Raw genomic sequence first — 26,128 nt, 5'->3', positions numbered from 1 at the left:
TTTATTTATCTTGCTAAATTACAATCTCTGCAATCTTTTACTTCTCCGTAATACGTTTCACGATATTTATGTAACGTTTTTACTGGTATACCTAGCACTTGTTTTTTAATATAAGTTACTTTAGCATTTAGTCGTCCCATTTTAGGAGCAAATCTGTTTTCTTGTCTTGTCTGACGTTTTACTGTAATCAATTTCATTATTTTGTCATTTGCATTAGCGTACAAAGTAAAACAGAATAATTACCAACAACGAATTTAAACAACTAAAATATTGTTAATCAGAATATTAATATGAAATCTCTAAAAATTAGACGCGAAAATTAAGAGATTATCAGTCAATATACTATCTAATTTAGGATTTGTTAATCCTTTTTTAAAGTCTTTTGCCAATTCCAAGCGGATAAAATAGCATCCTCTAAATCATATTCTGCCTGCCAACCTAAAATTTTATTTGCTTTAGATGTGTCTGCGTATGCAGTTACTACATCTCCTGGTCGTCTGTCTACTATATTATAATTTAGCTTTATATTAGATACTTTTTCAAAAGTTTTAATCACTTCTAAAACGGTACTCCCTTGTCCTGTACCAATATTAAACACTTCAAAATTGGATTGATTTTCATTATTTAATAATCTTTGTAAAGCAACAACGTGTGCTTTAGCTGTATCAACAACATGTATATAATCTCTAACACAGGTTCCGTCTTTTGTTGGATAGTCATTACCAAACACGGATAACTGATCACGTTTACCTATTGCTGTTTGTGTAATGTATGGTATTAAATTTTGAGGAACACCAATGGGTAACTCTCCTATTTTTGCAGACTTATGCGCTCCAATGGGATTAAAATATCGTAATGCTATACTTTGTAAATTAGGATATACTTGACAAGTATCCTTTATAATTTCTTCTCCAATTTGTTTAGTATTACCGTAAGGTGATTGAGCTTCTTTAATTGGTGCTGTTTCGGATATTGGCATACTATCTGCCTGACCATAAACGGTACATGACGAACTAAAAATAAAGTTAGACACTTTTAATTTTGTTAACTCTTGTAATACATAAACTAAAGTGTTTACGTTGTTCTCATAATACATTAATGGATTAACCACACTCTCTCCTACTGCTTTACTTGCAGCAAAATGAATAACGCCTTGTATGTCTTGATGCGTTTTAAAAAAGGTTTGTACTGCTACCTTACTTTTTAAATCAAGTTTTTCAAAAATTGGTGGTTGCCCTGTAATAGATACTATACCTTCTAACACCTCTAGTGAGGCATTAGAGAGATTATCTATAATTACGACTTGATATCCACTATTTTGAAGCTGAACAACTGTATGCGACCCTATAAAGCCTAAACCTCCTGTAACTAGTATCTTCATTTGCTTATGCGTGCGTTAGGGATAGAAACGGTATCCTTTTTTTGCTGCCATATATGGCAAAAAAAGATTTTAGTGGATAGCCCGACCCTTGTGGTAACGTCCTAATTGTTTGCTATAAAATCTTTAATAGTTTTTGTTATAAAATCTATTTGATCATCTTCCAACTCGGTATGCATTGGTAATGAAATCACTTCTTTTATTAATTGATTGGTAACTGTAAAATCGGCCTCGTTATACCTTGTATCGCGATAAGCTTTTTGCGCGTGCAACGGTATTGGGTAATATACACCACATGGGATTCCGTTATCGTTTAGATGCTTTACCAAAGCGTCTCTGTCCACATTTTTAACTTTTAATGTGTATTGATGAAACACGTGACAGTTACAGGTATCACAAATACCTTCGCATCCATTTACGGTTTTTGGTGTAATTATGTTTTTTATGTCTTTAAATGCTGCGTTATATTTTCTAGCTGCATTACGTCTTGCATTATTGTAGCTATCTAATTTAGGTAATTTTGCATCTAAGACTGCTGCTTGTATTGAGTCTAAACGCGAGTTTACACCTACTACGTCGTGGTGATAACGCTCATACATTCCGTGATTTACAATCCCTCTTATGGTGTGTGCTAAATCATCATCGTTAGTAAATATTGCTCCTCCATCTCCATAACACCCTAAATTTTTAGATGGAAAAAACGAGGTTGATGCAACATGACCAATGGTTCCTGATTTTGCTTTAGTACCATCAGAATAGGTATAGTCTGCACCAATACCTTGTGCATTATCCTCTATTATATATAAATTATGCTGTTTTGCTAAATCCATTAATGCTTCCATATTGGCACACTGACCAAATAAGTGGACAGGTACAATCGCTTTGGTTTTTGGCGTAATGGCTTTTTTAACAGCGTCTATATCTATATTAAAAGTTTCTGGATCTACATCTACTAAAACTGGAGTTAGCTTTAATAAAGCAATTACCTCAACGGTTGCTGCAAAGGTAAAGTCTGCTGTTATGACTTCATCACCTTGCTCTAAACCTAATCCCATCATTGCTATTTGTAAGGCATCTGTCCCGTTTGCACACGGAATGACATGTTTTACACCTAAGTAGTTTTCTAAGTTTTTTTGAAACTCGTGTACTTTAGGTCCATTAACAAAAGTTGTATTGTCAATTATTTCTTGAATTGAAGAATCTACAACATCCTTTATAGCTGCGTATTGACCTTTAAGATCAACCATTTGTATTTTTTTCATGTCTGTATATATGGTAAACTAGCTTAAGAAGCTTAGCTTTACTTTTAATTTATAATTATCGAATTTACAAAAATACCAAACGCTAAGCAATGAATTGTTTATTTTAGCAAAAATAGATACGTGAATTTACTTTATAATATAGCAATACAACTTACTTCTGTTGTTTTAAAACTTTTAAGTTTGTTTAATACTAAACTTAAATTAGGGGTTAATGGTCGTGCGACAACTTTTACTAAACTAAATCAATTATTACATAAGAAGTCAAAAACATTATGGTTTCATTGTGCGTCTTTAGGCGAATATGAGCAAGGCTTACCCATCTTTACAGAATTAAGAAAGGATTATCCAAATCATATAATTATACTCTCTTTTTTTTCACCATCAGGTTACGAAATAAGAAAAAGCGCTCCCTTTGCGGACCTTGTTGTTTACTTACCGTTAGACACAAAACAGAATGCCAAGCGTTTTATTAGTCTTGTTAATCCTGAATTAACCGTATTTGTTAAGTATGAAATATGGCCTAATTATTTAAATGAATTAAAAAATAAAAATCTTAAAGCCATATTAATTTCCGCTGTATTTAGAAAAGATCAATCTTTTTTTAAATGGTATGGCAGTCAAACGAGAGAGGCTTTATTTGCTTTTGAACACATATTTACTCAAAATGAAACCTCTAAGAAACTTTTAGAATCTATAAATTATAAAAATGTAACCATCTCTGGTGACACACGATTTGATCGTGTATCAAACCAATTAAACATAGATAATAATTTAGAGTTTATTAAAGCATTTAAAAACAATAAACTATGTATCGTTATTGGAAGCTCATGGCCAGAAGACGAGTCGTTAATAATTAAATTTATTAATAATTATAGTGGTACACCTGTTAAATTTATAATTGCTCCGCATAATATTAAGCCTAAACAAATAGAGAATATCCAGTCAGGCTTAATTAAGCCTACTATTTTATTTTCCAAAAAAGAAAAACAGGATTTAAAACAATATGACGTTTTTGTTTTAGACACCATTGGTTTACTAAGCAAAACATATAGTTATGCTGATATAGCTTATATAGGTGGTGCAATGGGCAACACTGGATTACATAATATACTAGAACCTGCTGTATTTGGAATCCCTATAATTATTGGAAAAAACTATCAAAAATTTCCAGAAGCGTTTGATATGATTAAAAATAAAGGTGTCAAATCAATTTCTAATTTTGAAAAATTAAGCATTGTATTAAATAGTTTAATAAGCGATACAGATTTAAGATTAACTACCGGTAAACAAAACGAAGATTTTATTAAAAAAAACAAAGGAGCTGTAATCCAAATCATGCAGTACTTGCGTAAATAAAGCACTATGTACCAAACGCATAATTCTTTATTTACTAATTTAAGTATTATGTTTGATAACATATTAAACACTAAAAACAATAACTAATGAAAAAATTACTATTAAGTGCTGCTCTTGTATCAGCAATTACTTTTACATCTTGTAGAGAAGAGGATAAAAATAACGCAGAACAAGCAGGAGACGCTATTGAGAATGCTGCTGAAGAGACTGGTGAAGCTGTTGAAGATGGATTTGAAGCTACAGGAAAAGCAATAGATAATGCTGTAAATGAAACTAAGGAAGCAGGAGAATCTGTTAAAGATGCAGTCAATGAGGTATCTGATGACTTGAAAAAAGATTAATTCTTTTTTGTTATACTTACTAAATTTAAAAAACCTTATCAATTGATAAGGTTTTTTTGTTTTAAACGGACTTGGTTTCAACTTTTATAAATGAAAAAACCTCTTGAAAATCATAAGATTAACAAGAGGTCTAGTACTCGGGACGGGACTTGAACCCGTACGTCCTAATGGACATTGGATTTTAAGTCCAACGTGTCTACCAATTCCACCACCCGAGCGAAGGAATATTTTAAGGAAAATTCTCAGAGCGAAAGACGGGATTTGAACCCGCGACCCCCACCTTGGCAAGGTGATGCTCTACCCCTGAGCTACTTTCGCAGTCTTTAAATGAACGTGCAATATCGTATTGCGGTTGCAAATTTAGTACTTTTATACAAAGTACAAAGCTTTTTTTGAAAAAAAATTAAAAAAATTTATACTTGCTTCTTTTTCACCAACATACGTTTGATCTCATTTAGCTTCATTAAAGCTTCAACAGGTGTTAAGGTGTCAATATCGATATGTAAAATCTCTTCTTTTATATTTTCAAGCAATGGATCGTCCAAATTAAAGAAGCTTAATTGCATTTCATCTTGCATCGATTTTACTTTATCTGTCAATTCTTCGCTTGAATGACTTTTTTCCAGTTTTTTCAAGATCTGATTAGCGCGTCTTAGCACTTGTTGTGGCATTCCAGCCATTTTTGCTACATGTATACCAAAACTATGTTCGCTACCACCTTGAACAAGCTTACGCAGAAATAGCACATTGTCTTTTAACTCCTTTACAGAGACATTAAAGTTTTTAATACGCTCAAAGGTCTCTGTCATTTCATTTAACTCATGATAGTGGGTTGCAAATAACGTTTTAGGTTTTGCTGGATGCTCGTGTAAATACTCACTAATAGCCCAAGCAATAGAGATTCCGTCATAGGTACTTGTTCCTCTTCCAATTTCATCTAACAAGACTAAACTACGATCTGAGATATTATTTAAGATAGATGCTGTTTCATTCATCTCTACCATAAACGTAGATTCTCCCATTGATATGTTATCACTTGCACCTACACGTGTAAATATTTTATCAACAACACCTATTCTAGCCTCCTTTGCAGGCACAAAACTACCTATTTGAGCTAATAACACTATTAATGCTGTTTGACGTAAGATTGCTGATTTACCTGACATGTTTGGTCCTGTAATCATTATTATTTGTTGTGCATCTCTATCTAAAAACACATTATTAGCAATATAAGGCTGATCAATTGGTAGTTGTTTTTCAATAACTGGGTGACGACCATCAATAATATCTAAATCATGCGAGTCATCTAATGCTGGATATACATAGTTATTATCTGATGCTAATTGTGCAAAACCACATAAACAATCTATTTTGGCTATTAAATACGCATTTTGCTGTACTGGTTTTATATATTGATTCATCCATTGTACCAAATCTGCAAATAATTTTTGCTCGATTGCCATGATGCGTTCTTCTGCTCCTAGAATTTTAGATTCGTATTCTTTAAGTTCTTCAGTAATATAACGCTCTGCGTTTACCAACGTTTGTTTACGGATCCACTCTTCCGGAACTTTATCTTTATGTGTGTTTCTTACTTCTATATAATATCCAAAAACATTATTAGATGCTATTTTAAGAGATGTAATCCCTGTACGCTCGCTTTCGCGTTGTAACATTTTATCTAAATAATCTTTTCCTGAAGTAGACAATGCTCTAAGCTCATCTAATTCGGATGAAAATCCAGCAGCAATCGTGCTTCCTTTTAAGATATTAACTGGTGCTTCCTCGTTTAAAGTTTCTTTAATTTTTTCGCGAAGCACATTACAACTTTGCAAATTATCTCCTATAACTTTAAGGGACTCATTGTCGCAATTAGATGACAACTCCTTAATAGGGATTATAGCTTCTAAAGAATTTTTAAGTTGAATAACCTCTCTAGGACTAACCTTTTGTGTTGCTATTTTAGATATTAATCGCTCTAAATCGCCTATTAACTTTATATGATGCTGAATCTTGTCCAATACAACACCATCTGTTTTTAAATAATACACCACTTCGTGACGTTGCTTGATTTGATCTATTTGCTTTAAAGGCAATGCTAGCCAACGTTTAAGCAATCGTCCTCCCATTGGAGAAATGGTTTTATCAATAATATTTAGTAAGGTAACTGCATTATTGTTTGTAGAGTTGTAAAGCTCGAGGTTTCGGATGGTAAAACGGTCCATCCATACATAGTCATCCTCTGCTATACGCGAAATTGAAGAGATATGCTCTAGTTTGTTATGCTGTGTTTCGGCTAAATAATGAAGTATAGAACCTGAAGCTATAATACCTTCATTTAAATTTTCAACTCCAAATCCTTTTAAGGACTTAGTATCAAAATGTTTTAACAATGTCTCATTTGCATAATCTGATTGATAGACCCAATCTTCAAGATTAAACGTGTGAAAATCTGCTCCGAAATGATCTGTAAATGTATTACGCTTTGGTTTTGCAACTAAAACTTCACTTGGACTAAAATTTTGAAGTAGCTTATCTATATATTCTTGATTTCCTTGTGAGGTTAAAAACTCTCCTGTAGATATATCCAAAAACGAAATCCCAATATTAACCTTACCAAAGTAAACCGAACATAAAAAGTTATTTGTTTTGGATTGCAACACCTCATCATTTAGTGCAACTCCTGGCGTTACTAATTCTGTAACACCACGCTTAACGATATTTTTGGTTTGCTTAGGGTCCTCTAATTGGTCACAAATAGCAACACGCTCTCCTGATTTTACTAATTTAGGCAAATAGGTATTTATAGAGTGATGCGGAAAACCTGCCAGCTCTGTCTCGCTATCACTTCCTGCGCCTCGTTTAGTTAAAGTAATACCTAAAATACCTGCTGCCTTTATAGCATCTTCGCCAAAGGTTTCGTAAAAATCCCCAACTCTAAATAATAACATTGCATCAGGATACTTAGCCTTGATTGCATTGTATTGCTTCATTAACGGAGTGACTTTTTTGCTTTTTGTTGCCAAAGGATATACGTTTTTATTAAGTTTGCAATGTAACTAAATATTGATTTTTTAAGAAGTCTATTTAAGTTTAGTTATTGATAATTATTCACAATTATTTTGATGAGAAAACTAAAAAACAGCGAATTAGACCGATTGAGTGTAAACGACTTTAAATCTGCAGAAAAAACACCAATAATTATTGTTTTAGACAACATTAGAAGTTTAAATAATATAGGTAGTGTGTTTAGAACTAGTGATGCCTTTTTAGTTGAAAAAATATACTTATGCGGAATCACTGCAACACCACCACATAAGGACATCCACAAAACAGCTTTAGGCAGCACAGATACTGTAGCTTGGGAACATATTGAAAACACTTTAGATTTAGTTGAAAAACTTAAATCAGAAAATATCACTATTTGTGCTATTGAGCAAGCTGAAAATGCCACTATGTTAGACGACTTTAAAGTCGAAACTAATAAAAAATATGCTTTGGTTTTTGGTAACGAAGTCAAAGGTGTTGCTCAAGATGTAGTCAACGCAAGCGATGTTGTTATTGAAATCCCTCAGTTTGGGACCAAACACTCGCTTAATATTAGTGTAAGTTGTGGTGTTGTGACTTGGGATATATTCTCCAAACTAAAAGCCTTATAAGTTTAAATAAAAATTATTCAACTAGCATATCGTTTAAAAACTTTATTTCGCTAATTAAATCACCATTATCGGAAAACCCTTGTATGGAAAGCAAATAATTTGTTTTTGTACCTTTGATTATTTTAAAAACCGATTGCCCTTTGCTATCGGTAACAACTATTGGCTTCCAATCCACCTCTTGCTCTAAATTATCTGAAGTATTAATATATTTGGGAGTATAATAAGTTTTTGCTTTGTCAAATCCTGATTCAAAAAAATGTTTTCTGAATAATTCCGTTATATTATTTTTATAATTTTCTGTAGTAAACACATGAAAAATGGTGATTTTTGATTCTCTTCTAAAAGCTATATCACTAATATCTTCCATCCTCATTTGCAAGGCACTAGGCAAGCTATAAGTATCCATCCCTTTACCATCCACTTTTAAAAACGCCTCCATACCTCTGGCTACAAGATAAGTTTCCACACCTCTCCAACTAACCAAACTAGCACCTTCCGCTGCTTTTAAATATTCAAATAAAGTTAGATTTTTATTATAATATTGTTCTGGAATCTCCATTGGGTCATAAAACATTATACTGTCTTCGTTTTCTCTATATTTTTTCATAAAAGCTCTACTATCTAACCTCATCTTATGCGCTTTACTAGATTTAAGCTTCACTGTATCCAAGTAAGTTGAGTTAGTATATACATAATCCAAAACATTATTTTCGTGCTTTGTTTTATAAAAATCATCTACCACTAAAGGCGCTCCATTATTTTTATTGTAATAAAAACTATTTAAACTATTTGTTAGCTTTGGAACACTATCAAAATACATGTTAAGAGGCTTGACTAATTGTTGTCCATTACGAATAAAACTTATTTTTATTGAATCCCCTTTGTACGCTATTAAATTTTTAAATTGAAAATTAAGTTTATTATTTAAATACGTTTTAGCCACAATTTGATTATCATCAGAAAGTAACACTAAATTATTTGACTTTAACGGACTTACTGTACCTGTTAGACTAAAACCAGATTCAAAATCATAACTATATTTAGGATTGTTATAATCCACAAAAGCTTTAGTCGTATACTGCGACCAACCTTGAGTTAAAAGTAACAAATCAATCTTTTTAGTTTTATCTTTAGTGTTTTGATTAAAATATGTCTCTGGATTTTCCACGTAGCCTTTAACATAAGGCGATAACAAATAAGCACTTTGTATTGTTGTATATGGTTTATAATCTGTATCTGCTTTAAGCACTGAAATGCTTAAGTTACTTTTTACATTTAAACCGTTTAATTTAAGTTGATATATAATAGAATCTTGAAGAACATTTAATTTTTCAATTTCAATTGCTGAATATTTTTCCGGTTTACACACAAAAAACTGTCGTTCCAAAATTGGACTATTATTTTCAAAAACAGTAACGGTATTTACGCCATTAAATAAGGACTTTTTATTTAACTCTAAGACTACAGGCAGACTATCTTGAATTGTTAACTGAACAAAATCAAATATTTTATTTTTTTGATGAAACAATAACGTGTACTTAGGATTAATAGTTTTTAATGTTGCACGATTAGACTCAAGTTTTACACTAACAATATCTTTATTTGAAGAATTAACCTTTATTGAAACTCCTTTTTTATTTGCCTCAGGAATCATAACTTTTATAATAGTGTCTTTTATAAAAAACTCGGCTACATAAGATTCTGAAGGTTTATAATTAAACCTTACAAGACCCATCCCTAAATGATCCTCATTAATTGTGGTAATTTCTTTTTGATTTGAATCTAAAACGCGTCCACTAAATGCACTGCTTTTACCATTGACCAATACCTTTAACCCTAATGTATTGTTAACATCCTCTAAAAGATAACCGCCTTCCGGAAACACCTGAGCGTCATACACTGTATGCTTTAATGTGTTTGTTTTAGGTTTTGGGATATTTCCTTTTATAAAAACCTTAGAAACAAAGGTATAAGTCTCTCCAAAGTTTTTCATGTAATTAGTATTAGCTTGGATGAAGTAAAACCCTTCTGGTAAATCTTGATAAAACTGAAATTGTCCAACACCAACACCATTTGTGATTAAGATATTTTTAGTGTCTATAAGAATACCATTATCCGTAAATAAACTTACATATAATACAGATGTTTGTACAGAAGGCTTATTATAAGCGTCGGAAACATAGGCTTTAAACCAAATAACATCTTCAGCAGAATAGCTTGTTTTATTAGTATGCACATACACTTTTTCAAAAAGTAATTGGTCTTTTTGTAAGGCGTTAATAACAGAATCGAAAGTATTACTTTGCGCGAATGCAAGTTGCGTAATAAAAATAAAAACAAACCTTAGATTATATTTCATTTTAATTGATTGATTGATTGATTGATTGATTGCCAATCAAATTACACAAAATCAGCGAAATAAATACTAAAGCTTAGAAAATAAAAATGCAACTAAACAGAAGAAGCGTTACTTTAACCAAGTAAGGATTAAATAATAGGAACCCAGATTTGCTCTTCAACTTCAGGATTTGAAGGATGATAATCTTCTGGAAGTTTTTCAAAATGCGGTCTATCGTCTAAGCTGTAACCAGACTCAGGCAACCAAGTCGTATGTATATATTGCCACGCTTTAAAAAAACCATCTGGTTTACCCTTATAATTAAACACAGCATACAGTCCTTTTTTTATTATTAACGTTGCCATATTTTGAGGCACAGTATCAAAATTAGACACCTCTACTCCAACCCATTTTTCAAAAGTTGTATTTGGAGTCATTTTAGCATAATCAAAATCGTGATAAATCTGAATAGATAATTTTTGAGTACTAACACGATTTTTGATTTGATTAAGTCTTGGCATAAACTGACGTGCTAAATCACCAGTTCCTTGCGCATTGGTTATAAAGGTCAAGCTATCTTTTAAACCAATTACCAAAATTGCATTGGATGTTATAATTTTAGGCGTCATCATTACATATTTGTTTTAATAACCATAAATAATCTGACCTATGTTTAACAAAATCTTTATCTGAGATGTCAATAATTTTGACATTAAATTCGGTTTGACTTTTCAAAAACTCCAAATAACCTGCATTAATTTTTTCCAGGTAATCATCTTCAATTTCGCTTTCATACTTACGACCACGTTTTTTTATATTAGCCTGAAGACGCTCTGTATTTTGGTATAAATAGACATACAAATCTGGTTTTGCAATATCTTTGTACATCAAGTAAAATAGTTTACGATACAGCTTAAACTCGTCTGGTTGCAGTGTGATTTTAGAAAAAATTAAAGATTTAAAAACATCATAATCGCTTACAATAAAATCTTTAAACAAATCTAATTGTCCTAAGTCGTCTGTTATTTGCTGGTAACGATCTGCAAGAAAAGACATTTCTAAAGTAAAGGCGTAACGTTGCGGTTCTTTATAAAATTTTGGTAAAAAAGGGTTATCTGCAAAACGCTCTAACACTAACTTAGCATTAAAATCGGAAGCTATTTGTGTGGACAAACTGGTTTTACCTGCTCCAATATTACCTTCAATAGCAATATAATTATGTTTAGAAAAGTCAAATTGTTTATTTGGGTTTTTCAACCAAATTTTAATTTGTTCTAATTCATTAGTATCCTCACAAATAGCTAACAAATCATCAACAGATTGTTTTAGTTTTGGATGGATAAAACTGCCTGCAATTAGCTGTAAAGGCTCCAATACAAAACGACGTTTATGAGCTTCGGGATGCGGAATTATTAAATTTTTATCTTCAATAATTTCATCTTCAAAAAATATAATATCTAAATCTATTATTCTGGACTCATACCCTTCTGTTTGCTTTGGAGTACGTCCTAATTTTTTTTCAATTTGCATCAACACACTTAAAACCTTTTTAGGTTTAAGCGTTGTTTTTACAGCAATACATGTATTTAAAAAATCATCACCTTCAAACCCAAAGGCTTTACTTTGATACACTTTTGCTATACTTATAATAGTCCCAACTTCTGCAAACACAGCGTCTACAGCGTTTTGTAAGTTTTTAAACTTATCGCCTTTATTACTTCCTAATGCTATGTATACTGTTTTAATCTCCTGCATAATTTCTTCAGCAAAATAACTAAAAGAAATTCACTTAGTGCTTATCTTTATCAAATCTGTTAATAAGTTTTTATGACCTTAAAAGACAAATTGCTTGCTCAAAAAATCTATCTACTTCTAGGTGCGCTTTTTATAACCTCCTTAGTGGTATCTAATCTTATTTTTCAAAAATTTTTTTATTGGTATCCTTTTGATATTGAAATTTTTGGTTCAAAATTATTTGAAGTTTCCGTAGGCATTTTACCTTATCCAGTCACCTTTTTAATCACGGATTTAATAAGTGAGATTTACGGTAAAAAACGTGCTAATCAAGTAGTTATTGGCGGAATATTTGCTTCGTTTTTTTCATTATTAATAGTCTTTACCGCTAATGCTGTTTCTGCAACAAGCTGGTCGCCTGTTAATGATAGCCTATTTACTACTGTATTTGGTAATACCATGATTGCTGTTTTTGCTAGCATGATGGCTTATTTATTAGCACAATTAGTAGACATCCAGATTTATCATTTTTGGAAACGCATTACTAAAGGCAAGCATTTATGGCTACGTAATAACTTTTCGACTTTTTTATCGCAGTTTGTTGACACCTTTTCTGTACTGTTTTTATTATGTGCTTTTGGTGAGATTAGTTGGGACCGATTTGCAGGTTTACTAATTAGCGGTTTTATATTTAAAGTTATAATTGCAGTGTTTGATACGCCTTTTTTATACTTGGGTGTTTACTTATTTAAAAAACGCTTTAAACTTAAGCAAAACGAAGAATTACAACTACTTTAACAAATGCTAAACTTTTATTAAATACTTTTGTTTAAACAACTATTTACTTAATCTATACGTAGATAGAAAAAAGATTAAACAACACCATTTAATGAAAAAGAAGCTAAAAATCGCAGGTATATCATTACTAATTCTTGTAGCCTTATTAATTGCAAGTCCTTTTATTTTCCAAAGTCAAATAAAGGATATGGTTAGAAATTATATTAATGAAAGCGTAAATGCCAAAGTCACTTTTGATGATGTAGACTTAAGTTTTATACGAAGCTTTCCGCAGGCTAACGTTACTCTAGACAATTTAACAATATCCAATGTGGCTCCTTTTGAAAACGATACTTTAGCTAAAGTCCAAATCTTATCGTTAGACATGTCTATTAAAGAGCTTTTTAAAAATGCTAGCGAAGAGCCTATAATTATCAACTCAATAGCAATTGATAATGCATTTGTAAATTTAAAGACTAATAAAGATGGTGCTGTAAATTGGGATATTGCAAAAGCATCTGACACACCAACAACAGATAACAATTCAAGTAGTGATGGGTTTGTTTTTGATATAGAAAACTACAGCATATCCAACAGTGCGTTTAATTATTTAGATGAAACTAACAATACTATATTTAAAATTACCAATTTAAATCATTCCGGAAACGGAACCTTCTCTGGTGATGTATCTGAATTAGACACTAAAACAGAAGCCAACGTAACCTTTAGTATGGATGGCACGGAATTTTTAAGCAACAACAGTTTAAAACTAGACGCCTTAATAGATTTAGATTTAACAAACAGTAAATATACTTTTAAAGAAAACAAAGCTTTAATTAATGATTTACCATTAGAGTTTAAAGGCTATGTACAATTAATAGAAGCTGGTCAGGATATTGATATTTCATTTGAAAATCCAGGATCTACGTTTAAAGATTTTTTAGCTGTTATACCAAAAACTTATGCTAAAAACTTAGACAATGTTGATACTAGTGGTAACTTTAAAATAAATGGAATAATTAAAGGTCAGTCTACTGAGACTACCATTCCGACATTAGATATTAATATACTATCAGACAATGCCTCTTTTAAATTTGCCGAACTACCTAAACGTGTAGAAAACATTAATATAAACGTAGAAATTAAAAATGATAACGGAATCGTAGATGATACTTATGTTAACATTAACACATTAAATTTTAAAATAGACCAAGATCAATTTAAGAGTTCGGCCACTATTAAAAATTTAACCAAAAACATGTTAGTTAATGCTAATTTAGATGGTGTTTTAAACTTAGCAAACTTAACAAAAGCCTACCCAATTGAGTTAGAAAATGAATTAAAAGGAATTTTAAAAGCAAAACTAAATACTAGTTTTGACATGAATGCTATTGAAACTAATGCCTATGAACGCATTAAAAATAACGGAAGCGTTAGTCTATCGGATTTTGTGTTTTCATCTGCAGATATTGTAAATCCAATTAACATCTCTAAAGCTTCCATAAATTTTAATCCAGGCACTATCACTTTAGATAATTTTATAGCTACAACAGGTCAATCAGACCTAAATGCAACTGGAAGTATTAATAATTTACTTGGCTTTTTATTAAGTGATAAAAAACTAGAAGGAAACTTTAATGTTAAGTCTAATGTCTTTAAAATTAGCGATTTTATGGTTGAAGGAGGCAGCAAAGCACCTATCAATCAAAGTACAGAACCTGCTACTGCTTTAAAAATTCCAGCATTTTTAAATTGTACCATTATAGCAGATGCAAAAACTGTGTATTATGATAACTTAATATTAAAAGATGTTAAAGGAAGTCTTAAAATCGCAGATGAGACTGCACAATTAAACAATGTAACCTCTAGTATATTTAATGGTAATTTAAGTCTAGAAGGATTAATAGACACCAAAACAGCAAAACCTACTTTTAATATGAATGTTGGTGCAAAAAACTTTGACATCGCACAATCATTTAATGACTTAAATTTATTACAAGCACTAGCTCCAATAACTAAAGCTTTACAAGGAAAACTAAATAGCTCAATTAACCTGTCTGGTACATTAGGCGAAGACTTCACACCACTTTTAAACTCGATATCAGGAAACGCGTTAGCAGAGTTGTTAACAACCAAAATAGAACCTAAAAACAAACAATTGTTTTCGTTATTAGAAAGTAAATTAAACTTTTTAGATTTCAGTAAATTAGATTTAAAAGATTTAAAAACAAAACTCTCCTTTAATGATGGTCAGGTTAGCGTTAATCCTTTTGATATAAAATATAAAGATATTAAAATGACTGTTGGTGGATCACACACGTTTAGTAACACGATGAATTATCAAGTTGTATTAGATGTACCAGCAAAATATCTAGGTACAGAAGTCAACAACTTAATAAACAAAATAAATGATGCAGCTGTAAATGATATTAAAATACCTGTGACCGCAACAATTTCTGGAAACACTTTAAAACCACAAGTAACTACAGACTTAACAAGTGGTGTAAAAAACCTAACCTCGCAATTAATTGAAATAGAAAAACAAAAACTTATTAATAAAGGTAAAGACAAACTTACCGATGTTGTTGGTAACATATTAGGCGGAAACAAACCAAAAGACAGTACATCAACACAAAGTAATGGTGGTGTTAAGGATGTTTTAGGAAACATACTAAATGGAAATAACACGCCAAAAGACACAACCAAAACTACAAATGACAAGCCTAAAGACCAAGTAAAAGATGCAATAAAAGGCTTGTTTGGCAAAAAGGATAAGTAGTAGTATTTTAAAACTTTAACATTTAATAGTCGTTTTTATATGTTTTTTTAATGAATTTTAGTCGTTTGGGCTTTTTCCTAAAAAGAAATTGTTAATAATTAGGAAATGTCAAAAATAATGTTAGATTGTAGGTATAACTTTAAAACAATTTGGACTGAATGAGGCAATTAAAAATTACCAAGCAAGTTACCAACCGCGAATCTAAATCACTAGACAAATACTTACAAGACATTAGCAAACTTCCCATGATTACAGCAGAGGAAGAGGTCGAGTTAGCTCAAAAAATTAGAGAAGGCTGTCAAAAATCTTTAGATTTACTTACCACTGCTAACTTACGTTTTGTAGTTTCTGTTGCAAAACAATATCAAAACCAAGGATTAACATTACCAGATTTAATTAATGAAGGTAATGCTGGACTTGTAAAAGCTGCCAAGCGTTTTGATGAAACTAGAGGATTTAAATTTATATCTTATGCTGTTTGGTGGATCAGACAAGCAATTCTTTCTGCTTTAGCAGAACAATCTAGAATTGTAAGATTACCATTAAATAAAATTGGATCTATAAATAAAATTAGAAAAGTAACCTCTCACCTAGAGCAAGTTAATCAAAGACCTCCTAGCGCTTCAGAAATCGCAAAAGAGCTTGATTTGACTATAAGTGATGTAAAGCAATCCATGAAGATTTCTAGTAGACATGTCTCTATGGATGCACCTTTAAAAGAAGGTGAAGATTATAGCTTATATGACTTAGTTAGCTCTAACGACTCTCCAAATCCAGATACGCAGTTAATGCGTGAGTCATTAAATACTGAGATTGACAGAGCTTTAGAAACTTTAACACCTAGAGAAAGTGATGTTATTAGACTTAACTTTGGTTTAAGTGATCAACCAGCAATGACACTAGACGAAATAGGTCGTACATTTGATTTAACACGTGAGCGTGTAAGACAAATTAGAGAAAAAGGAATCAGACGTTTACGTCAAACTTCTAAGAGTAAGATATTAAAAACCTATTTAGGATAAACTAAATAGACTTTTTTAGATATTAAATAGTAAAAAAATGCAATATTAATTTGAATTATATTTTAATTTAATAGATATTTGCACCAGATTTAAAATTTAGATATGTTAAGAATTGAAATAAAAGAAGGCGAAAATATAGAACGTGCTCTAAAACGTTACAAACGTAAGCACAGAAACGTAAAAGTTATGCAAAACTTAAGAGAGAAGCAATACTTTACTAAGCCATCTGTAAAAAACAGAAGACAGATACAAAAAGCTAGTTATATTCAAGGTCTTAGAGACGCAGAGAATATATAATTAACTACTTTATTTATATAAAAAAACCACGCATTTTTAAATGTCGTGGTTTTTTTGTTGACTTTTATTTGGTAATAATCTTATATTATTAGAGAAGTGTAGTGCTTATTTTAACGTGTTTATATCAACCTAACAGTTGTTATATAAACTTAAAATACAACCTTAAAAACACTTAAAACCCTTACTATCGTTAATCTGAGATCGGACTCATACCTGTAAGCGTCTAAGCTATTTGTTATAATTATTTGTAGTCGCGGATTACAAATCCACATAAACAAGTAAAACGACCTTGATTATTCCTATTAAGGTTAGGTCTCGACAGATTAGATATTTTAACATCCAGGACAACTTATACTTTGTTCATCATTTAGAGGCTTTTTGGGAATGTCATTTAATTTCCAACCATTTTTTTTAGTCCAATATTTTTTTCTTTTTTCAATATTTTTAATTCTTCGTTCTGATTCATGTTTCCAAAATGAATTAGGATGATTTTTAATTAATTTTTCATATTCATTAATTATGGAATCAGGATTATTTTTGCTTTCATCAAGAACGATGTTTTCGTATTGCTTAAATGGATTTATATATAATTTTTTAAGAGAATCTAACTCTGCGTTTAGCTTCTTATTTGAATTTTTAAGTTCATTTAATTCTTTACTTAAAAAATCATCTTCCTTTTCGCAATTAGTAAAGACACAAAAGAGACTTAAAAAAAGTAAAATTGACAACTGGTTTTTTGATTTTTTCATATTGATTTATATTAGGTTGCTCAAATCAAAAAAAAAAAAAAACTTCTAAACTAATTTATTTTTCAAAAAACAATGCATTTAATCGAAAAAGCCATTTTTTTAAAAATATTGCTGTGGTTAAAACCACACTTGGGTCTTTTTGGGTCAAAAGCTTAAAAATTCAACTTCAAATTCACCATCTAACAAACCTTTCATAATAATAGGATTACCGTTAGAATAAAATTTTAAAGCAGGTTTACTAACTACTTGATTTAGTAAACCGTGTTGTTCCAACACCGTTTTAGTTTGTCTAGCAACTGCAGCACCAGAATCTATAATCTTAACATGACTTGGTAAAAGTTTTAAAAGCTGAGGAACTAAATATGGGTAATGTGTACACCCTAAAACTAGATAATCAATATTTGCTTGTATCATAGGTTTAAGATACGTTTTAAGCAAATCTGTCATTTGACTAGATACGATATTACCGCTTTCTATTAATTGTACAATACCTTCGCCTTCTTGCTCAATAATTGTAATACCATCACTATACAACAAAGAGGTGTTGTGAAACAACTCACTACTTAAGGTACCTCTAGTAGCCAAAATACCTATGGTTTTAGTTTTTGTATTTAAAGCTGCTGGTTTTATAGCAGGTTCTATACCAATAATAGGCGTCTTATATTTTTGTCTAAGGTGTTTAATAGCATTAGTCGTGGCTGTATTACAAGCCACTACAATTAACTTACTGTTTTGATTAAGCAGATACTCTGTATTTTTCTCAGAAAGCGCTATAATGGCCTCTTTTCCTTTTGGACCATATGGTGCATTAATACTATCTGCAAGATAAATTGTATTCTCGTTAGGAAGTAATCCATGAATGGCTTTCCAGATGGATGTTCCACCTACTCCAGAATCAAAAATACCAATGGGTTGTTTACTCATAATTATAAATAAAAAAAGCTGTCTAAAGTTAGACAGCTTTTTTTAATTTGAAAGGGATTTTAATTAAAATCCTAATTCTTTTTGAACGTCTTTTAAAAGGTCTTTACCTGCAGCCATAATTACTCCAGATCCTTGAGAAGAATCTAATACGTAATTAAAACCTTGTGCTTTACCAACTTTTAAGATAGCTGCTTTAGCTTTTTCTGTAATTGGCTTTAATAAATCTAATTCCTTTTTTTCTATTTGTCGTTGAGAGTCTGCTTGAAACTGACGGATACTTTGTTGCATTTGTGCTAACTCTTCACCACGTTGTTGGTTTACTTCGTTAGTTTTTGTAGGTGCTTCAGCTTCATATTGCTTAGCTTTAGTTTGGTATTCTTGTACCATTTCTTGGATATCTGCTTCATATGTTTTACCCATTTTTTCCATTTCAGCTCTAGCTGAAGTCATTTCTGGCATAGACTCTACAAGGACTCCTGTATCAATATGAGCTACTTTGGTTTGAGCATTTGTAAAACTTGTTGCACCAATAAATAATGCTGCTGCAAATAAAAGTGTTTTAATTTGTTTCATTTTTTAAAAAGTATTTGTGTGTTATAATTATTAATAGTTGTCTTAGTTATCCTCGTTGTCTTCGCTCTGCTTTTCGTCTTTAGCTTTATTACGGTCTTCTAAGATTTTCTTCTTTTTAGCTTCTAGCTCTAATTTTCTTGCTGCTCTATCTGCAAGTTTTTGTTGTCTTCTTTCTTCTAAAATCTCTTCTCTTGTTTTAGGAGTTTGATCTTGCTTAGCGCTTTCGTCTTCATTTACATTTTCAGGAGCGTCATTGGTATCACTTTCAGTATTACCATTTCTTTCATTAAGCTTATCCTCTCTTGCTTTTGCACGATCTTCTAATATTTTAGCTCTTCTGTCTGCTGCTTCTTGCTTTTTAGCTTCTCTAGCTTCTAATATTTCTTTTTTTCTTGCTTCTGTCGCAGCTTCTCTTGCTGCTTTTTTATCATCTAATATCTTTTGACGTTCTTCTTGGGCATCATTTATTTCTACTATAACATCTTCGTCTTTAGCTTCTTTTCTTTCTGCCTTATTTTTTGCTTGTGTACGCTTTGATGCTCTAGAAATAGTTCTGATAATTTGCTCACTCATATCAAATCGCTCAGCCGAATATAACATGACTACGTCTGCTGATTTATCAAAAACAAAATCATACTTTTTAGCTTTAGCAATATCTTGCACTGCTTGAAAAATTTGATCTTGAACAGGCTGCATTAATTGTCTTTTCTGGATAATTAAATCTCCATTTGGACCAAAACGTTTTTGTTGATAATCTAAAATCTCTTTTTCTTCAAACAATAGATCTTCTTCACGCTCGTCAATCAGTTCTTTAGTTAGTAAGGCTTTTTCGTTATTAAGCGCTTCACGCTTTTGTTTAACATCATTAAGCTTACCTTCTATTTCTGTTTTCCATTTTTGGACTTTGCTTTCTAATTGACTTGTAGCATCTGTATATTCTGGAATGTTTTCTAAAATATATTCTGTATCTATGTAACCAATCCTGACGCCACGCTGTGCACTAGCAGAAAAACCTGCAGCTAGCATTACCAATACAATAAGAACTTTTATTTTCATTTTGGAATTTGTTTTATTATTTCTTGATTATAAACTCAAAATAACTTGATTCATTGTTAAGTGAATAGTTTTTTTGAGTAAGTATTTTCAAAATAACGAATTTTAATTTTAAAAATTTTAATTCTTTTATCAAATCCTTGTTAGGTTATTAGAAAATATCGTGCCAAAAATATAAAAAACAAAAAAACTATGATTGTTATTTACTGATTTAATTAGGATTATAAGCTATTAATTAAAATTGTTGACCAATTATAAAGTGAGTTTCCCATCCATGTTTAACGGATCCACCAGGTAAAGGATCAAATCCATGACCTAAGTCTATACCTAATAATCCAAACGCTGGCATAAAGATTCGGACTCCAAATCCTGCAGATCTTTTAAGTGTAAACGGATTGTAGTCTTTAAAATTATCATAAGATGAACCTGCTTCTAAAAACCCTAAGGCATATATTTTAGCAGATTGCTTTAATGTAATTGGGTATCTTAATTCTAATGAGAATTTGTTATAAATTGTACCACCATCTTGAGAAGATAATGCTTGGTTAGGATATCCACGTAATGCAACTGCTTCCCTACCATCTAAACTATAACTACCTAGTCCATCTCCTCCAACAAAGAAACGCTCAAAAGGAATCACACCTCTGTCTTGATTATAAGCTCCTAAAAATCCAAATTCAACACTTGGTCTAAGTACTAGTTTATCAACTAATCTAGTATACCAATCTCCTTTAAATTTAATTTTATAAAACTCTAACCATTTAAAACGTTCTTGGTCAATTTCGCTAATTCTAGCTGCAGCTTCATTTCTAAGAATAACGTTTGCATTTCCATCATTAACAATTGCTTGATTCTCTGCTCTTTCTACACTTAAAGCAGTATAATCTACACTACTAAACATAGAGTAAGGTATAGATAGTTTTGCTGTTGCAGTAAAACTTGATCCTCCCATTGGGAAAATAGGATCATTAAATGTATTATTTCTGCTTAGTCCTAATGTATAAGATAAGTTATTAGAGTAACCGTCTCCAAACGTAAATAATCCAGTATTATAGTTTTTTAAATTGTAATGTTGAAAACTTACAGCTTGTGATAATGTGAAAAAATCATCTGGTGTTGATAAACGTTTTGCTAATCCAAAAGTTATACCTGTAATATTAAAACGTTTGTCTTTATCTGCATTTCCAGTAGTTGCATCATATAAAAATTGCTTTGTGTGCGATAATGATGTTGAAAACTGTACAGGTTTTTTACCTCCTAACCAAGGCTCAGAGAATGAAAAACTATAGGTTTGGAAAAATCTACTAGCTTGTAGTCTTAATGCTAATTTTTGACCGTCTCCCATTGGGATTGGTTTATAAGCATCTTTTTTGAAAAGGTCTTTAATAGAAAAGTTATTAAAAGATAATCCTAAAGTCCCTATAAAACCTCCTCCACCGTAACCTCCTTGAAGTTCGATTTGACTAGAACCTGATTCTACTAAAGAATATTCCATATCAATCGATCCTTCTTCTGGGTTTGGATTTTTAAAGTTAGGCGTTAACTGTTCTGCATCAAAAAATCCTAATTGACTTAGCTCTCTAATAGTACGTACTACGTTTTCTTTACTATATAATTCGCCTGGTCTTGTTCTAATCTCTCTATAAATAACGTGATCGTTAGTCTTTTTGTTACCAACTACAGATACCTTATCAAAATATACAGGTTTACCCTCTGATATTCTAATTTCCATATCAATTACATTACCATCTGCATTAACCTCAACTGGATTAATTGTTGAAAACAAATACCCATTGTTTTGATATAAATTTGTTAAATCATCACCATCAGGCTTTGTATTATCTGCAATTCGTTTTTGAAGTTGTACACCATTATATGTATCTCCTTTTTCAATACGTAGCTTTCTTTTTAAAACCTCATCAGAGTATACTGTATTACCAATAAATGTTACCTCTCCAAAAGTGTACTTTTCTCCTTCTTCTAATTTAATATTTAATGATACTGTTTTATTATCATTAATAATTAACGAGTCAGAAATTATCCTAGCATCTCTGTATCCAACCTCTTTATATCTATCGATTAAGCTAGATAAGTCTTCTTTATAGTCTGCTTCAATAAATTTAGAACGTTTTAAAATTCTAATAGGATTAATTTTTTTAGTGTTTTTCATAGCTTTTCTAAGCTTCTTATCGCTTAAAACACTATTACCTTCAAAATCAATACTTTTCACTTTAACTTTTTGACCTCTATCAATAGCAACCACCATGTTTACAAGAGACTTGGCTATTGAGTCGTTTTTAATTTCGGTAGTTTTTACTTGCACATTGGCATTTAAAAAACCGTCTTTTTTATATTTATTCTCTAAATAATTTTTTGTAGTAGTTACTAAGTTTTCAGTGACTTTAGTACCTTTTTGAAGCTTATTTTCTTTAAGAATTGTTTCGTGTTTACCTTTTTTAACACCAGTAATTTTAACTTCATTAAGTTCTGGAAGGTCTGTTAATCTAATTTCGACAAAAGCACTATCGCCTTCTACTTTAAGCAAGTAAACTTCGATATCATTAAATAGGTTAGATTTCCATAGTTTTTTGATCGCGTCACTAATTTCTTCTCCAGGAATCATTACCTCACTACCTTTTCTTAATCCGGAATAGGTTATAATGGTTTGTTCACTAAAACTAGTGTTCCCTTTTACGGTAATTTCGGCTAGAATTAATTTTTTACCGTCTTCGTAGCTTAAATCTTGTGCTTTAACAGATAAAGCACTAATAAGCGTCAGTGCTAACAAGGTGTAATTTAAAATTGTTTTCAATGGTAATTGTTTAGCTAATTTGTTCACTGGTTTTCCCAAATCGTCGTTCTCTTTTTTGATATTCTATAATAGCTTCACATAAGTGTTGCTTTGTAAAGTCTGGCCAAAGTACTGGTGTAAAGTACAATTCTGCATAAGCTATTTGCCATAACAAAAAGTTACTAATGCGTTGCTCTCCACTTGTTCTAATAAGTAAATCTACATCTGGTAACGTCTGCGTGTAAAGATGTGCATTAAATACCGATTCGTCAATATTTTCTGTAGAAATTATATTATTTTTAACTTTAGTACTTATTTCTTTAACAGCATTTAGCAGCTCTTCTCTAGAGCCATAGCTTAATGCTAAAGTTAAATCCATGTGTGTATTGTCCTTAGTTAAATCCATAACTTCGTGCAACTCCTTATATACTTTTTTTGGTAAAGATTTTAAATTACCAATAGCTTTTAGTTTAATATTATTATCTAAAAGTGTTTTAATTTCTTTTTTTAATGAAGATACTAAGAGCTTCATTAATGTATCAACTTCTAACTTTGGACGATTCCAATTCTCTGTAGAGAAAGCGTACAATGTTAAATGTTTTATACCTAATTCTGCACAAGACTCTACAGTTTGACGTACAGATTTTGTTCCATTTTCATGACCAAAAGCACGCAACATACCTTTTTGTTTTGCCCAACGACCATTACCATCCATAATTATGGCAATGTGCTTTGGTAACTGTTTTTTATTTATTTGGTCTTGCATATTCACTTTAAAATCCGCAGTAACATGGGTTTTTTCCAAAGGTGTAAGTTAACGTTACGCCTGTAAAAGTATACCAATCATTATTATTTAAATTCCCAAAACTTCTGCTTGACAGTTCTCCTGCGTCTGGAACGCTTCCATCTAACTCGTCTGAGAAGGTGTAACGTGCTCCAACTTCAAAAGCTAAGACAAACTCTGGTGTCACAGCTGCTTTAAAACCAATTACCATTGGTATTCCCCAAGCATAGCTTTGTGTGTCCTCAGACTGCGTTTCTCCTAAATTATTGTAATAAAAGTTATCGTGTTGTGCCACACTAAACCCTGTATATAAGTATGGTGTTGCTACAAAGTTACCTTGATGTAAATCAAAATCGAAAAAAGTAAATTCTAAACCAGCAGATAATTCTATAATCTGATTATTAAATTCAAATCCTCTAATTTGTCTGCTTGGATCGTCAGAGTCGTTATCTATTCCCTCTAATTCTGTAAAGGTCAAAGATATCCTATAAGAGTGTCTAGGACTTCTATTCCATTTATAAATAGCACCAATTGCTAATTGGCTAGGTGCAATATAGTCTGTAGCACCAACATCTCCAATAAAATTAGAACCACCCAAATACAACCCAAACTCGTTGATTTGTGCACTACTTAATTGTATGCATAAAAATGTTAAAACTACTACTGTTAACTGCTTCATAAATCTTCAAAGTTTGCAAATATAATAAATAAGATTAGCCTATAACAATTTGATCGAAATAGTTACACTTTTAAACAGATTTAACAACAAATTATTGTTTAGTTTCTATTATCCTCACCCCAAAGTAGCTTTTTACGGAGTGTATCTAGAAAAGTTTCGTTATTTAAAACTATCATTTTAATAGTAAATGGTGCTTTTTTGATTGTGATAGTTGTTTTATTGGACAATGTTGCTATTCTAGAATCTAAGGATACTAAATGTTTTTTTTCGCGTCCATTAACTTTTAAAGTTATAACTGTAGTGTCGTCTATAACTAATGGTCTTGCACTTAAATTATGAGGTGCAATTGGTGTTAACACTAAACTTGCAGCATTAGGTGTAATTACTGGACCACCACAACTTAATGAGTAGCCTGTAGATCCTGTTGGTGTAGAAATTATTAAGCCATCACTCCAATATGACGTAAGATATTCTCCATTTAATTCGGTTTCAACCGTAATCATAGAGGTGGTATTTTTTCTGCTTACAGCAATTTCATTTAAAGCAAAATTGCAAGAATTAATTTCGGCGTTATCCTCAGAACTTTCAATAGTTAACAAACTACGCTCTGAAATAGCATATTTTTTATTCAAAATAGCGTGTATAGCGTCTTCAATCTGGTCATATTGGATAGTTGCTAAAAATCCTAATCTTCCTGTATTAACACCCACTATTGGTATATTTAAATCTCGCACTAATGTTATGGCTCTTAATATGGTACCATCTCCACCAATGCTTACTAAAAAGTCATAACTAGAGTCTAGTGCAGTAAAAGTTTGATAAGCGGTATTTAATTTTGACGATACACCTTTATAAAAGGCATCCTCAATATTAACTTCAATATTTTTATTATTTAAAACATCTAACAATACCTCTAGAGATGCTAGTGGCTTTTTTTTCTGAAATTGGCTAAATATGGCAACTTTCATTATTACATGTTTAGGTATTTATTAAGATAATCAGAGCGCTCTTTTAAGCCATCCAAGTAACTATCTTCCTCGTGACCAGATACAATATTATAACTGTAACGTCTAAAAGTTTGCATGATCTCACTTAATCCTACATTACCAATTTTTAGAGTTATTTGTGCAATATCATTTTCTATTTTAGAAATAAACGCACCATATAATTTACCATCATTACTTTCTACAATCTGACTAATTTCGCTAAAGGAATAATCTGGCAATCCTTTTTCTATGATTAAAACCGCTCCATTTTCTGAGAAAAAAGGGGTTTCATTAAATAATCCAATAATATCATTAAGCTCATAATACCCTAAATATTTATTACTGTTATTTAAAACAGGCATTATATTGGAAGAGTTTTGTGCAAACGCCTCCAAAACATCCAACCAATTAGTATCCTCTCTAACAAAAAAACCTTCGGTAGCATAAGCAAAATCCGAAATAACCTCAACTTTTTGAAAACAATGTGCATCATTCTCTGATATACATCCCATATACACACCTTCGTCATTTTTTATAGGAATATGAGAATAAGTCAACTGATTAAAAAGCAATTGCAAATCGCTTACTAACCCAGAATTAAGTAATGGTTTTATATCGTTTATTATGTAATCTGAAAGGTTCATTT

23 protein-coding genes and 2 tRNA genes are annotated in these 26,128 nt (G+C 31.3%); 7 read left to right on the top strand and 18 right to left on the bottom strand.

The window, feature by feature from the left end; translation table 11 throughout:
• Positions 1–5: 5 nt before the first annotated feature.
• The 3 genes from WNY60_RS13110 to WNY60_RS13100 all read right to left on the bottom strand — a co-directional run bounded on the left by WNY60_RS13110 (position 6) and on the right by WNY60_RS13100 (position 2,640).
• A complete protein-coding gene (locus tag WNY60_RS13110) occupies positions 6–197 on the bottom strand; it encodes a hypothetical protein (RefSeq protein WP_028283458.1) in 192 nt (63 codons plus the stop codon).
• A 164-nt stretch (positions 198–361) separates the two neighbouring features.
• Positions 362–1,381, bottom strand: a complete 1,020-nt coding sequence (gene galE, locus WNY60_RS13105) for a UDP-glucose 4-epimerase GalE (protein ID WP_339809202.1) — start codon at positions 1,379–1,381, stop codon at positions 362–364.
• Between the two features lie 101 nt (positions 1,382–1,482).
• Positions 1,483–2,640, bottom strand: coding sequence for a DegT/DnrJ/EryC1/StrS family aminotransferase (locus WNY60_RS13100; RefSeq protein WP_339809203.1), 1,158 nt, complete (start codon positions 2,638–2,640; stop codon positions 1,483–1,485).
• 120 nt (positions 2,641–2,760) lie between these two features.
• Between WNY60_RS13100 and WNY60_RS13095 the strand changes: the two genes are divergently transcribed.
• Positions 2,761–3,996, top strand: coding sequence for a glycosyltransferase N-terminal domain-containing protein (locus tag WNY60_RS13095; RefSeq protein WP_342862615.1), 1,236 nt, complete (start codon positions 2,761–2,763; stop codon positions 3,994–3,996).
• Between the two features lie 86 nt (positions 3,997–4,082).
• The gene (locus tag WNY60_RS13090) at positions 4,083–4,337 is read left to right on the top strand and encodes a hypothetical protein (RefSeq protein WP_145003456.1); all 255 of its coding nucleotides are present in this window, start codon (positions 4,083–4,085) and stop codon (positions 4,335–4,337) included.
• Between the two features lie 134 nt (positions 4,338–4,471).
• Here the strand turns inward: WNY60_RS13090 and WNY60_RS13085 are convergent.
• From WNY60_RS13085 to mutS, 3 genes are all read right to left on the bottom strand, one after another.
• Positions 4,472–4,555 (bottom strand) — tRNA-Leu (locus WNY60_RS13085).
• Positions 4,556–4,583: 28 nt separating this feature from the next.
• A tRNA-Gly gene (locus WNY60_RS13080) sits at positions 4,584–4,655 on the bottom strand.
• A gap of 95 nt (positions 4,656–4,750) precedes the next feature.
• Positions 4,751–7,363, bottom strand: a complete 2,613-nt coding sequence (gene mutS, locus WNY60_RS13075) for a DNA mismatch repair protein MutS (RefSeq protein ID WP_145003459.1) — start codon at positions 7,361–7,363, stop codon at positions 4,751–4,753.
• Positions 7,364–7,462: 99 nt separating this feature from the next.
• Here mutS and WNY60_RS13070 point away from each other — a divergent pair, with 99 nt between their 5' ends.
• Entirely contained in the window at positions 7,463–7,996 is a 534-nt protein-coding gene (locus tag WNY60_RS13070) for an RNA methyltransferase (protein WP_342862614.1), read from the top strand.
• A 13-nt stretch (positions 7,997–8,009) separates the two neighbouring features.
• Here WNY60_RS13070 and WNY60_RS13065 read toward each other — a convergent pair whose 3' ends face one another.
• The 3 genes from WNY60_RS13065 to folK form a co-directional block, all read right to left on the bottom strand.
• Positions 8,010–10,355 carry a hypothetical protein gene (locus tag WNY60_RS13065; protein ID WP_342862613.1) on the bottom strand — a complete coding sequence of 782 codons (2,346 nt, stop codon included), beginning with the start codon at positions 10,353–10,355 and terminating at the stop codon, positions 8,010–8,012.
• A 128-nt stretch (positions 10,356–10,483) separates the two neighbouring features.
• The gene (locus tag WNY60_RS13060) at positions 10,484–10,966 is read right to left on the bottom strand and encodes a GyrI-like domain-containing protein (protein ID WP_342862612.1); all 483 of its coding nucleotides are present in this window, start codon (positions 10,964–10,966) and stop codon (positions 10,484–10,486) included.
• On the bottom strand, positions 10,953–12,089 hold the full coding sequence (gene folK, locus WNY60_RS13055; protein WP_339809210.1) for a 2-amino-4-hydroxy-6-hydroxymethyldihydropteridine diphosphokinase: 1,137 nt from the start codon (positions 12,087–12,089) through the stop codon (positions 10,953–10,955). Before folK ends, WNY60_RS13060 begins: the two co-directional genes overlap by 14 nt.
• Before the next feature lie 72 nt (positions 12,090–12,161).
• Between folK and WNY60_RS13050 the strand changes: the two genes are divergently transcribed.
• From WNY60_RS13050 to rpsU, 4 genes are all read left to right on the top strand, one after another.
• Positions 12,162–12,866: a queuosine precursor transporter gene (locus tag WNY60_RS13050; protein WP_145003474.1), complete on the top strand. Its 705-nt coding sequence runs from the start codon at positions 12,162–12,164 to the stop codon at positions 12,864–12,866.
• Between the two features lie 91 nt (positions 12,867–12,957).
• The gene (locus WNY60_RS13045; RefSeq protein WP_342862611.1) at positions 12,958–15,624 is read left to right on the top strand and encodes an AsmA-like C-terminal region-containing protein; all 2,667 of its coding nucleotides are present in this window, start codon (positions 12,958–12,960) and stop codon (positions 15,622–15,624) included.
• Between the two features lie 158 nt (positions 15,625–15,782).
• Complete coding sequence (locus WNY60_RS13040) at positions 15,783–16,646, top strand: RNA polymerase sigma factor RpoD/SigA (protein WP_145003481.1); 864 nt, start codon at positions 15,783–15,785, stop codon at positions 16,644–16,646.
• Between the two features lie 102 nt (positions 16,647–16,748).
• Positions 16,749–16,943 (top strand): 30S ribosomal protein S21, encoded by a 195-nt coding sequence (gene rpsU / locus WNY60_RS13035; RefSeq protein ID WP_028283445.1) that lies wholly within the window; start codon positions 16,749–16,751, stop codon positions 16,941–16,943.
• 332 nt (positions 16,944–17,275) lie between these two features.
• Here rpsU and WNY60_RS13030 read toward each other — a convergent pair whose 3' ends face one another.
• The 9 genes from WNY60_RS13030 to WNY60_RS12990 form a co-directional block, all read right to left on the bottom strand.
• Positions 17,276–17,692: a hypothetical protein gene (locus WNY60_RS13030; RefSeq protein WP_145003484.1), complete on the bottom strand. Its 417-nt coding sequence runs from the start codon at positions 17,690–17,692 to the stop codon at positions 17,276–17,278.
• A 144-nt stretch (positions 17,693–17,836) separates the two neighbouring features.
• Positions 17,837–18,616 (bottom strand): glutamate racemase, encoded by a 780-nt coding sequence (murI, locus tag WNY60_RS13025; RefSeq protein WP_342862609.1) that lies wholly within the window; start codon positions 18,614–18,616, stop codon positions 17,837–17,839.
• Between the two features lie 63 nt (positions 18,617–18,679).
• Positions 18,680–19,189: an OmpH family outer membrane protein gene (locus tag WNY60_RS13020; RefSeq protein WP_145003490.1), complete on the bottom strand. Its 510-nt coding sequence runs from the start codon at positions 19,187–19,189 to the stop codon at positions 18,680–18,682.
• 42 nt (positions 19,190–19,231) lie between these two features.
• The gene (locus WNY60_RS13015; RefSeq protein WP_342862608.1) at positions 19,232–20,245 is read right to left on the bottom strand and encodes an OmpH family outer membrane protein; all 1,014 of its coding nucleotides are present in this window, start codon (positions 20,243–20,245) and stop codon (positions 19,232–19,234) included.
• A gap of 232 nt (positions 20,246–20,477) precedes the next feature.
• A complete protein-coding gene (locus WNY60_RS13010) occupies positions 20,478–23,054 on the bottom strand; it encodes a POTRA domain-containing protein (protein WP_261375356.1) in 2,577 nt (858 codons plus the stop codon).
• A gap of 10 nt (positions 23,055–23,064) precedes the next feature.
• Positions 23,065–23,805, bottom strand: a complete 741-nt coding sequence (locus WNY60_RS13005) for an isoprenyl transferase (protein WP_186439243.1) — start codon at positions 23,803–23,805, stop codon at positions 23,065–23,067.
• 1 nt (position 23,806) lies between these two features.
• Complete coding sequence (locus WNY60_RS13000) at positions 23,807–24,496, bottom strand: DUF6089 family protein (RefSeq protein WP_292942625.1); 690 nt, start codon at positions 24,494–24,496, stop codon at positions 23,807–23,809.
• Between the two features lie 98 nt (positions 24,497–24,594).
• Positions 24,595–25,464 carry an NAD kinase gene (locus WNY60_RS12995; RefSeq protein ID WP_145003502.1) on the bottom strand — a complete coding sequence of 290 codons (870 nt, stop codon included), beginning with the start codon at positions 25,462–25,464 and terminating at the stop codon, positions 24,595–24,597.
• Positions 25,465–25,466: 2 nt separating this feature from the next.
• Positions 25,467–26,126 (bottom strand): CBS domain-containing protein, encoded by a 660-nt coding sequence (locus WNY60_RS12990; protein ID WP_342862607.1) that lies wholly within the window; start codon positions 26,124–26,126, stop codon positions 25,467–25,469.
• Between the last annotated feature and the right edge of the window lie 2 nt (positions 26,127–26,128).

The sequence above is a fragment of the Olleya sp. AS48 genome, assembly GCF_038900355.1.
Taxonomy (GTDB): domain Bacteria; phylum Bacteroidota; class Bacteroidia; order Flavobacteriales; family Flavobacteriaceae; genus Olleya.
Note: the sequence above shows the minus strand (reverse complement) of the source record. Positions and strands in the feature narration are given on the sequence as shown.

Coding starts and splice junctions, on each gene's coding strand:
- WNY60_RS13110 (WP_028283458.1), bottom strand. CDS start 197: ATGAAATTGATTACAGTAAAACGTCAGACAAGACAAGAAAACAGATTT.
- galE (WP_339809202.1), bottom strand. CDS start 1,381: ATGAAGATACTAGTTACAGGAGGTTTAGGCTTTATAGGGTCGCATACA.
- WNY60_RS13100 (WP_339809203.1), bottom strand. CDS start 2,640: ATGAAAAAAATACAAATGGTTGATCTTAAAGGTCAATACGCAGCTATA.
- WNY60_RS13090 (WP_145003456.1), top strand. CDS start 4,083: ATGAAAAAATTACTATTAAGTGCTGCTCTTGTATCAGCAATTACTTTT.
- WNY60_RS13070 (WP_342862614.1), top strand. CDS start 7,463: ATGAGAAAACTAAAAAACAGCGAATTAGACCGATTGAGTGTAAACGAC.
- WNY60_RS13065 (WP_342862613.1), bottom strand. CDS start 10,355: ATGAAATATAATCTAAGGTTTGTTTTTATTTTTATTACGCAACTTGCA.
- WNY60_RS13060 (WP_342862612.1), bottom strand. CDS start 10,966: ATGATGACGCCTAAAATTATAACATCCAATGCAATTTTGGTAATTGGT.
- folK (WP_339809210.1), bottom strand. CDS start 12,089: ATGCAGGAGATTAAAACAGTATACATAGCATTAGGAAGTAATAAAGGC.
- WNY60_RS13050 (WP_145003474.1), top strand. CDS start 12,162: ATGACCTTAAAAGACAAATTGCTTGCTCAAAAAATCTATCTACTTCTA.
- WNY60_RS13045 (WP_342862611.1), top strand. CDS start 12,958: ATGAAAAAGAAGCTAAAAATCGCAGGTATATCATTACTAATTCTTGTA.
- WNY60_RS13040 (WP_145003481.1), top strand. CDS start 15,783: ATGAGGCAATTAAAAATTACCAAGCAAGTTACCAACCGCGAATCTAAA.
- rpsU (WP_028283445.1), top strand. CDS start 16,749: ATGTTAAGAATTGAAATAAAAGAAGGCGAAAATATAGAACGTGCTCTA.
- WNY60_RS13030 (WP_145003484.1), bottom strand. CDS start 17,692: ATGAAAAAATCAAAAAACCAGTTGTCAATTTTACTTTTTTTAAGTCTC.
- murI (WP_342862609.1), bottom strand. CDS start 18,616: ATGAGTAAACAACCCATTGGTATTTTTGATTCTGGAGTAGGTGGAACA.
- WNY60_RS13020 (WP_145003490.1), bottom strand. CDS start 19,189: ATGAAACAAATTAAAACACTTTTATTTGCAGCAGCATTATTTATTGGT.
- WNY60_RS13015 (WP_342862608.1), bottom strand. CDS start 20,245: ATGAAAATAAAAGTTCTTATTGTATTGGTAATGCTAGCTGCAGGTTTT.
- WNY60_RS13000 (WP_292942625.1), bottom strand. CDS start 24,496: ATGAAGCAGTTAACAGTAGTAGTTTTAACATTTTTATGCATACAATTA.
- WNY60_RS12995 (WP_145003502.1), bottom strand. CDS start 25,464: ATGAAAGTTGCCATATTTAGCCAATTTCAGAAAAAAAAGCCACTAGCA.
- WNY60_RS12990 (WP_342862607.1), bottom strand. CDS start 26,126: ATGAACCTTTCAGATTACATAATAAACGATATAAAACCATTACTTAAT.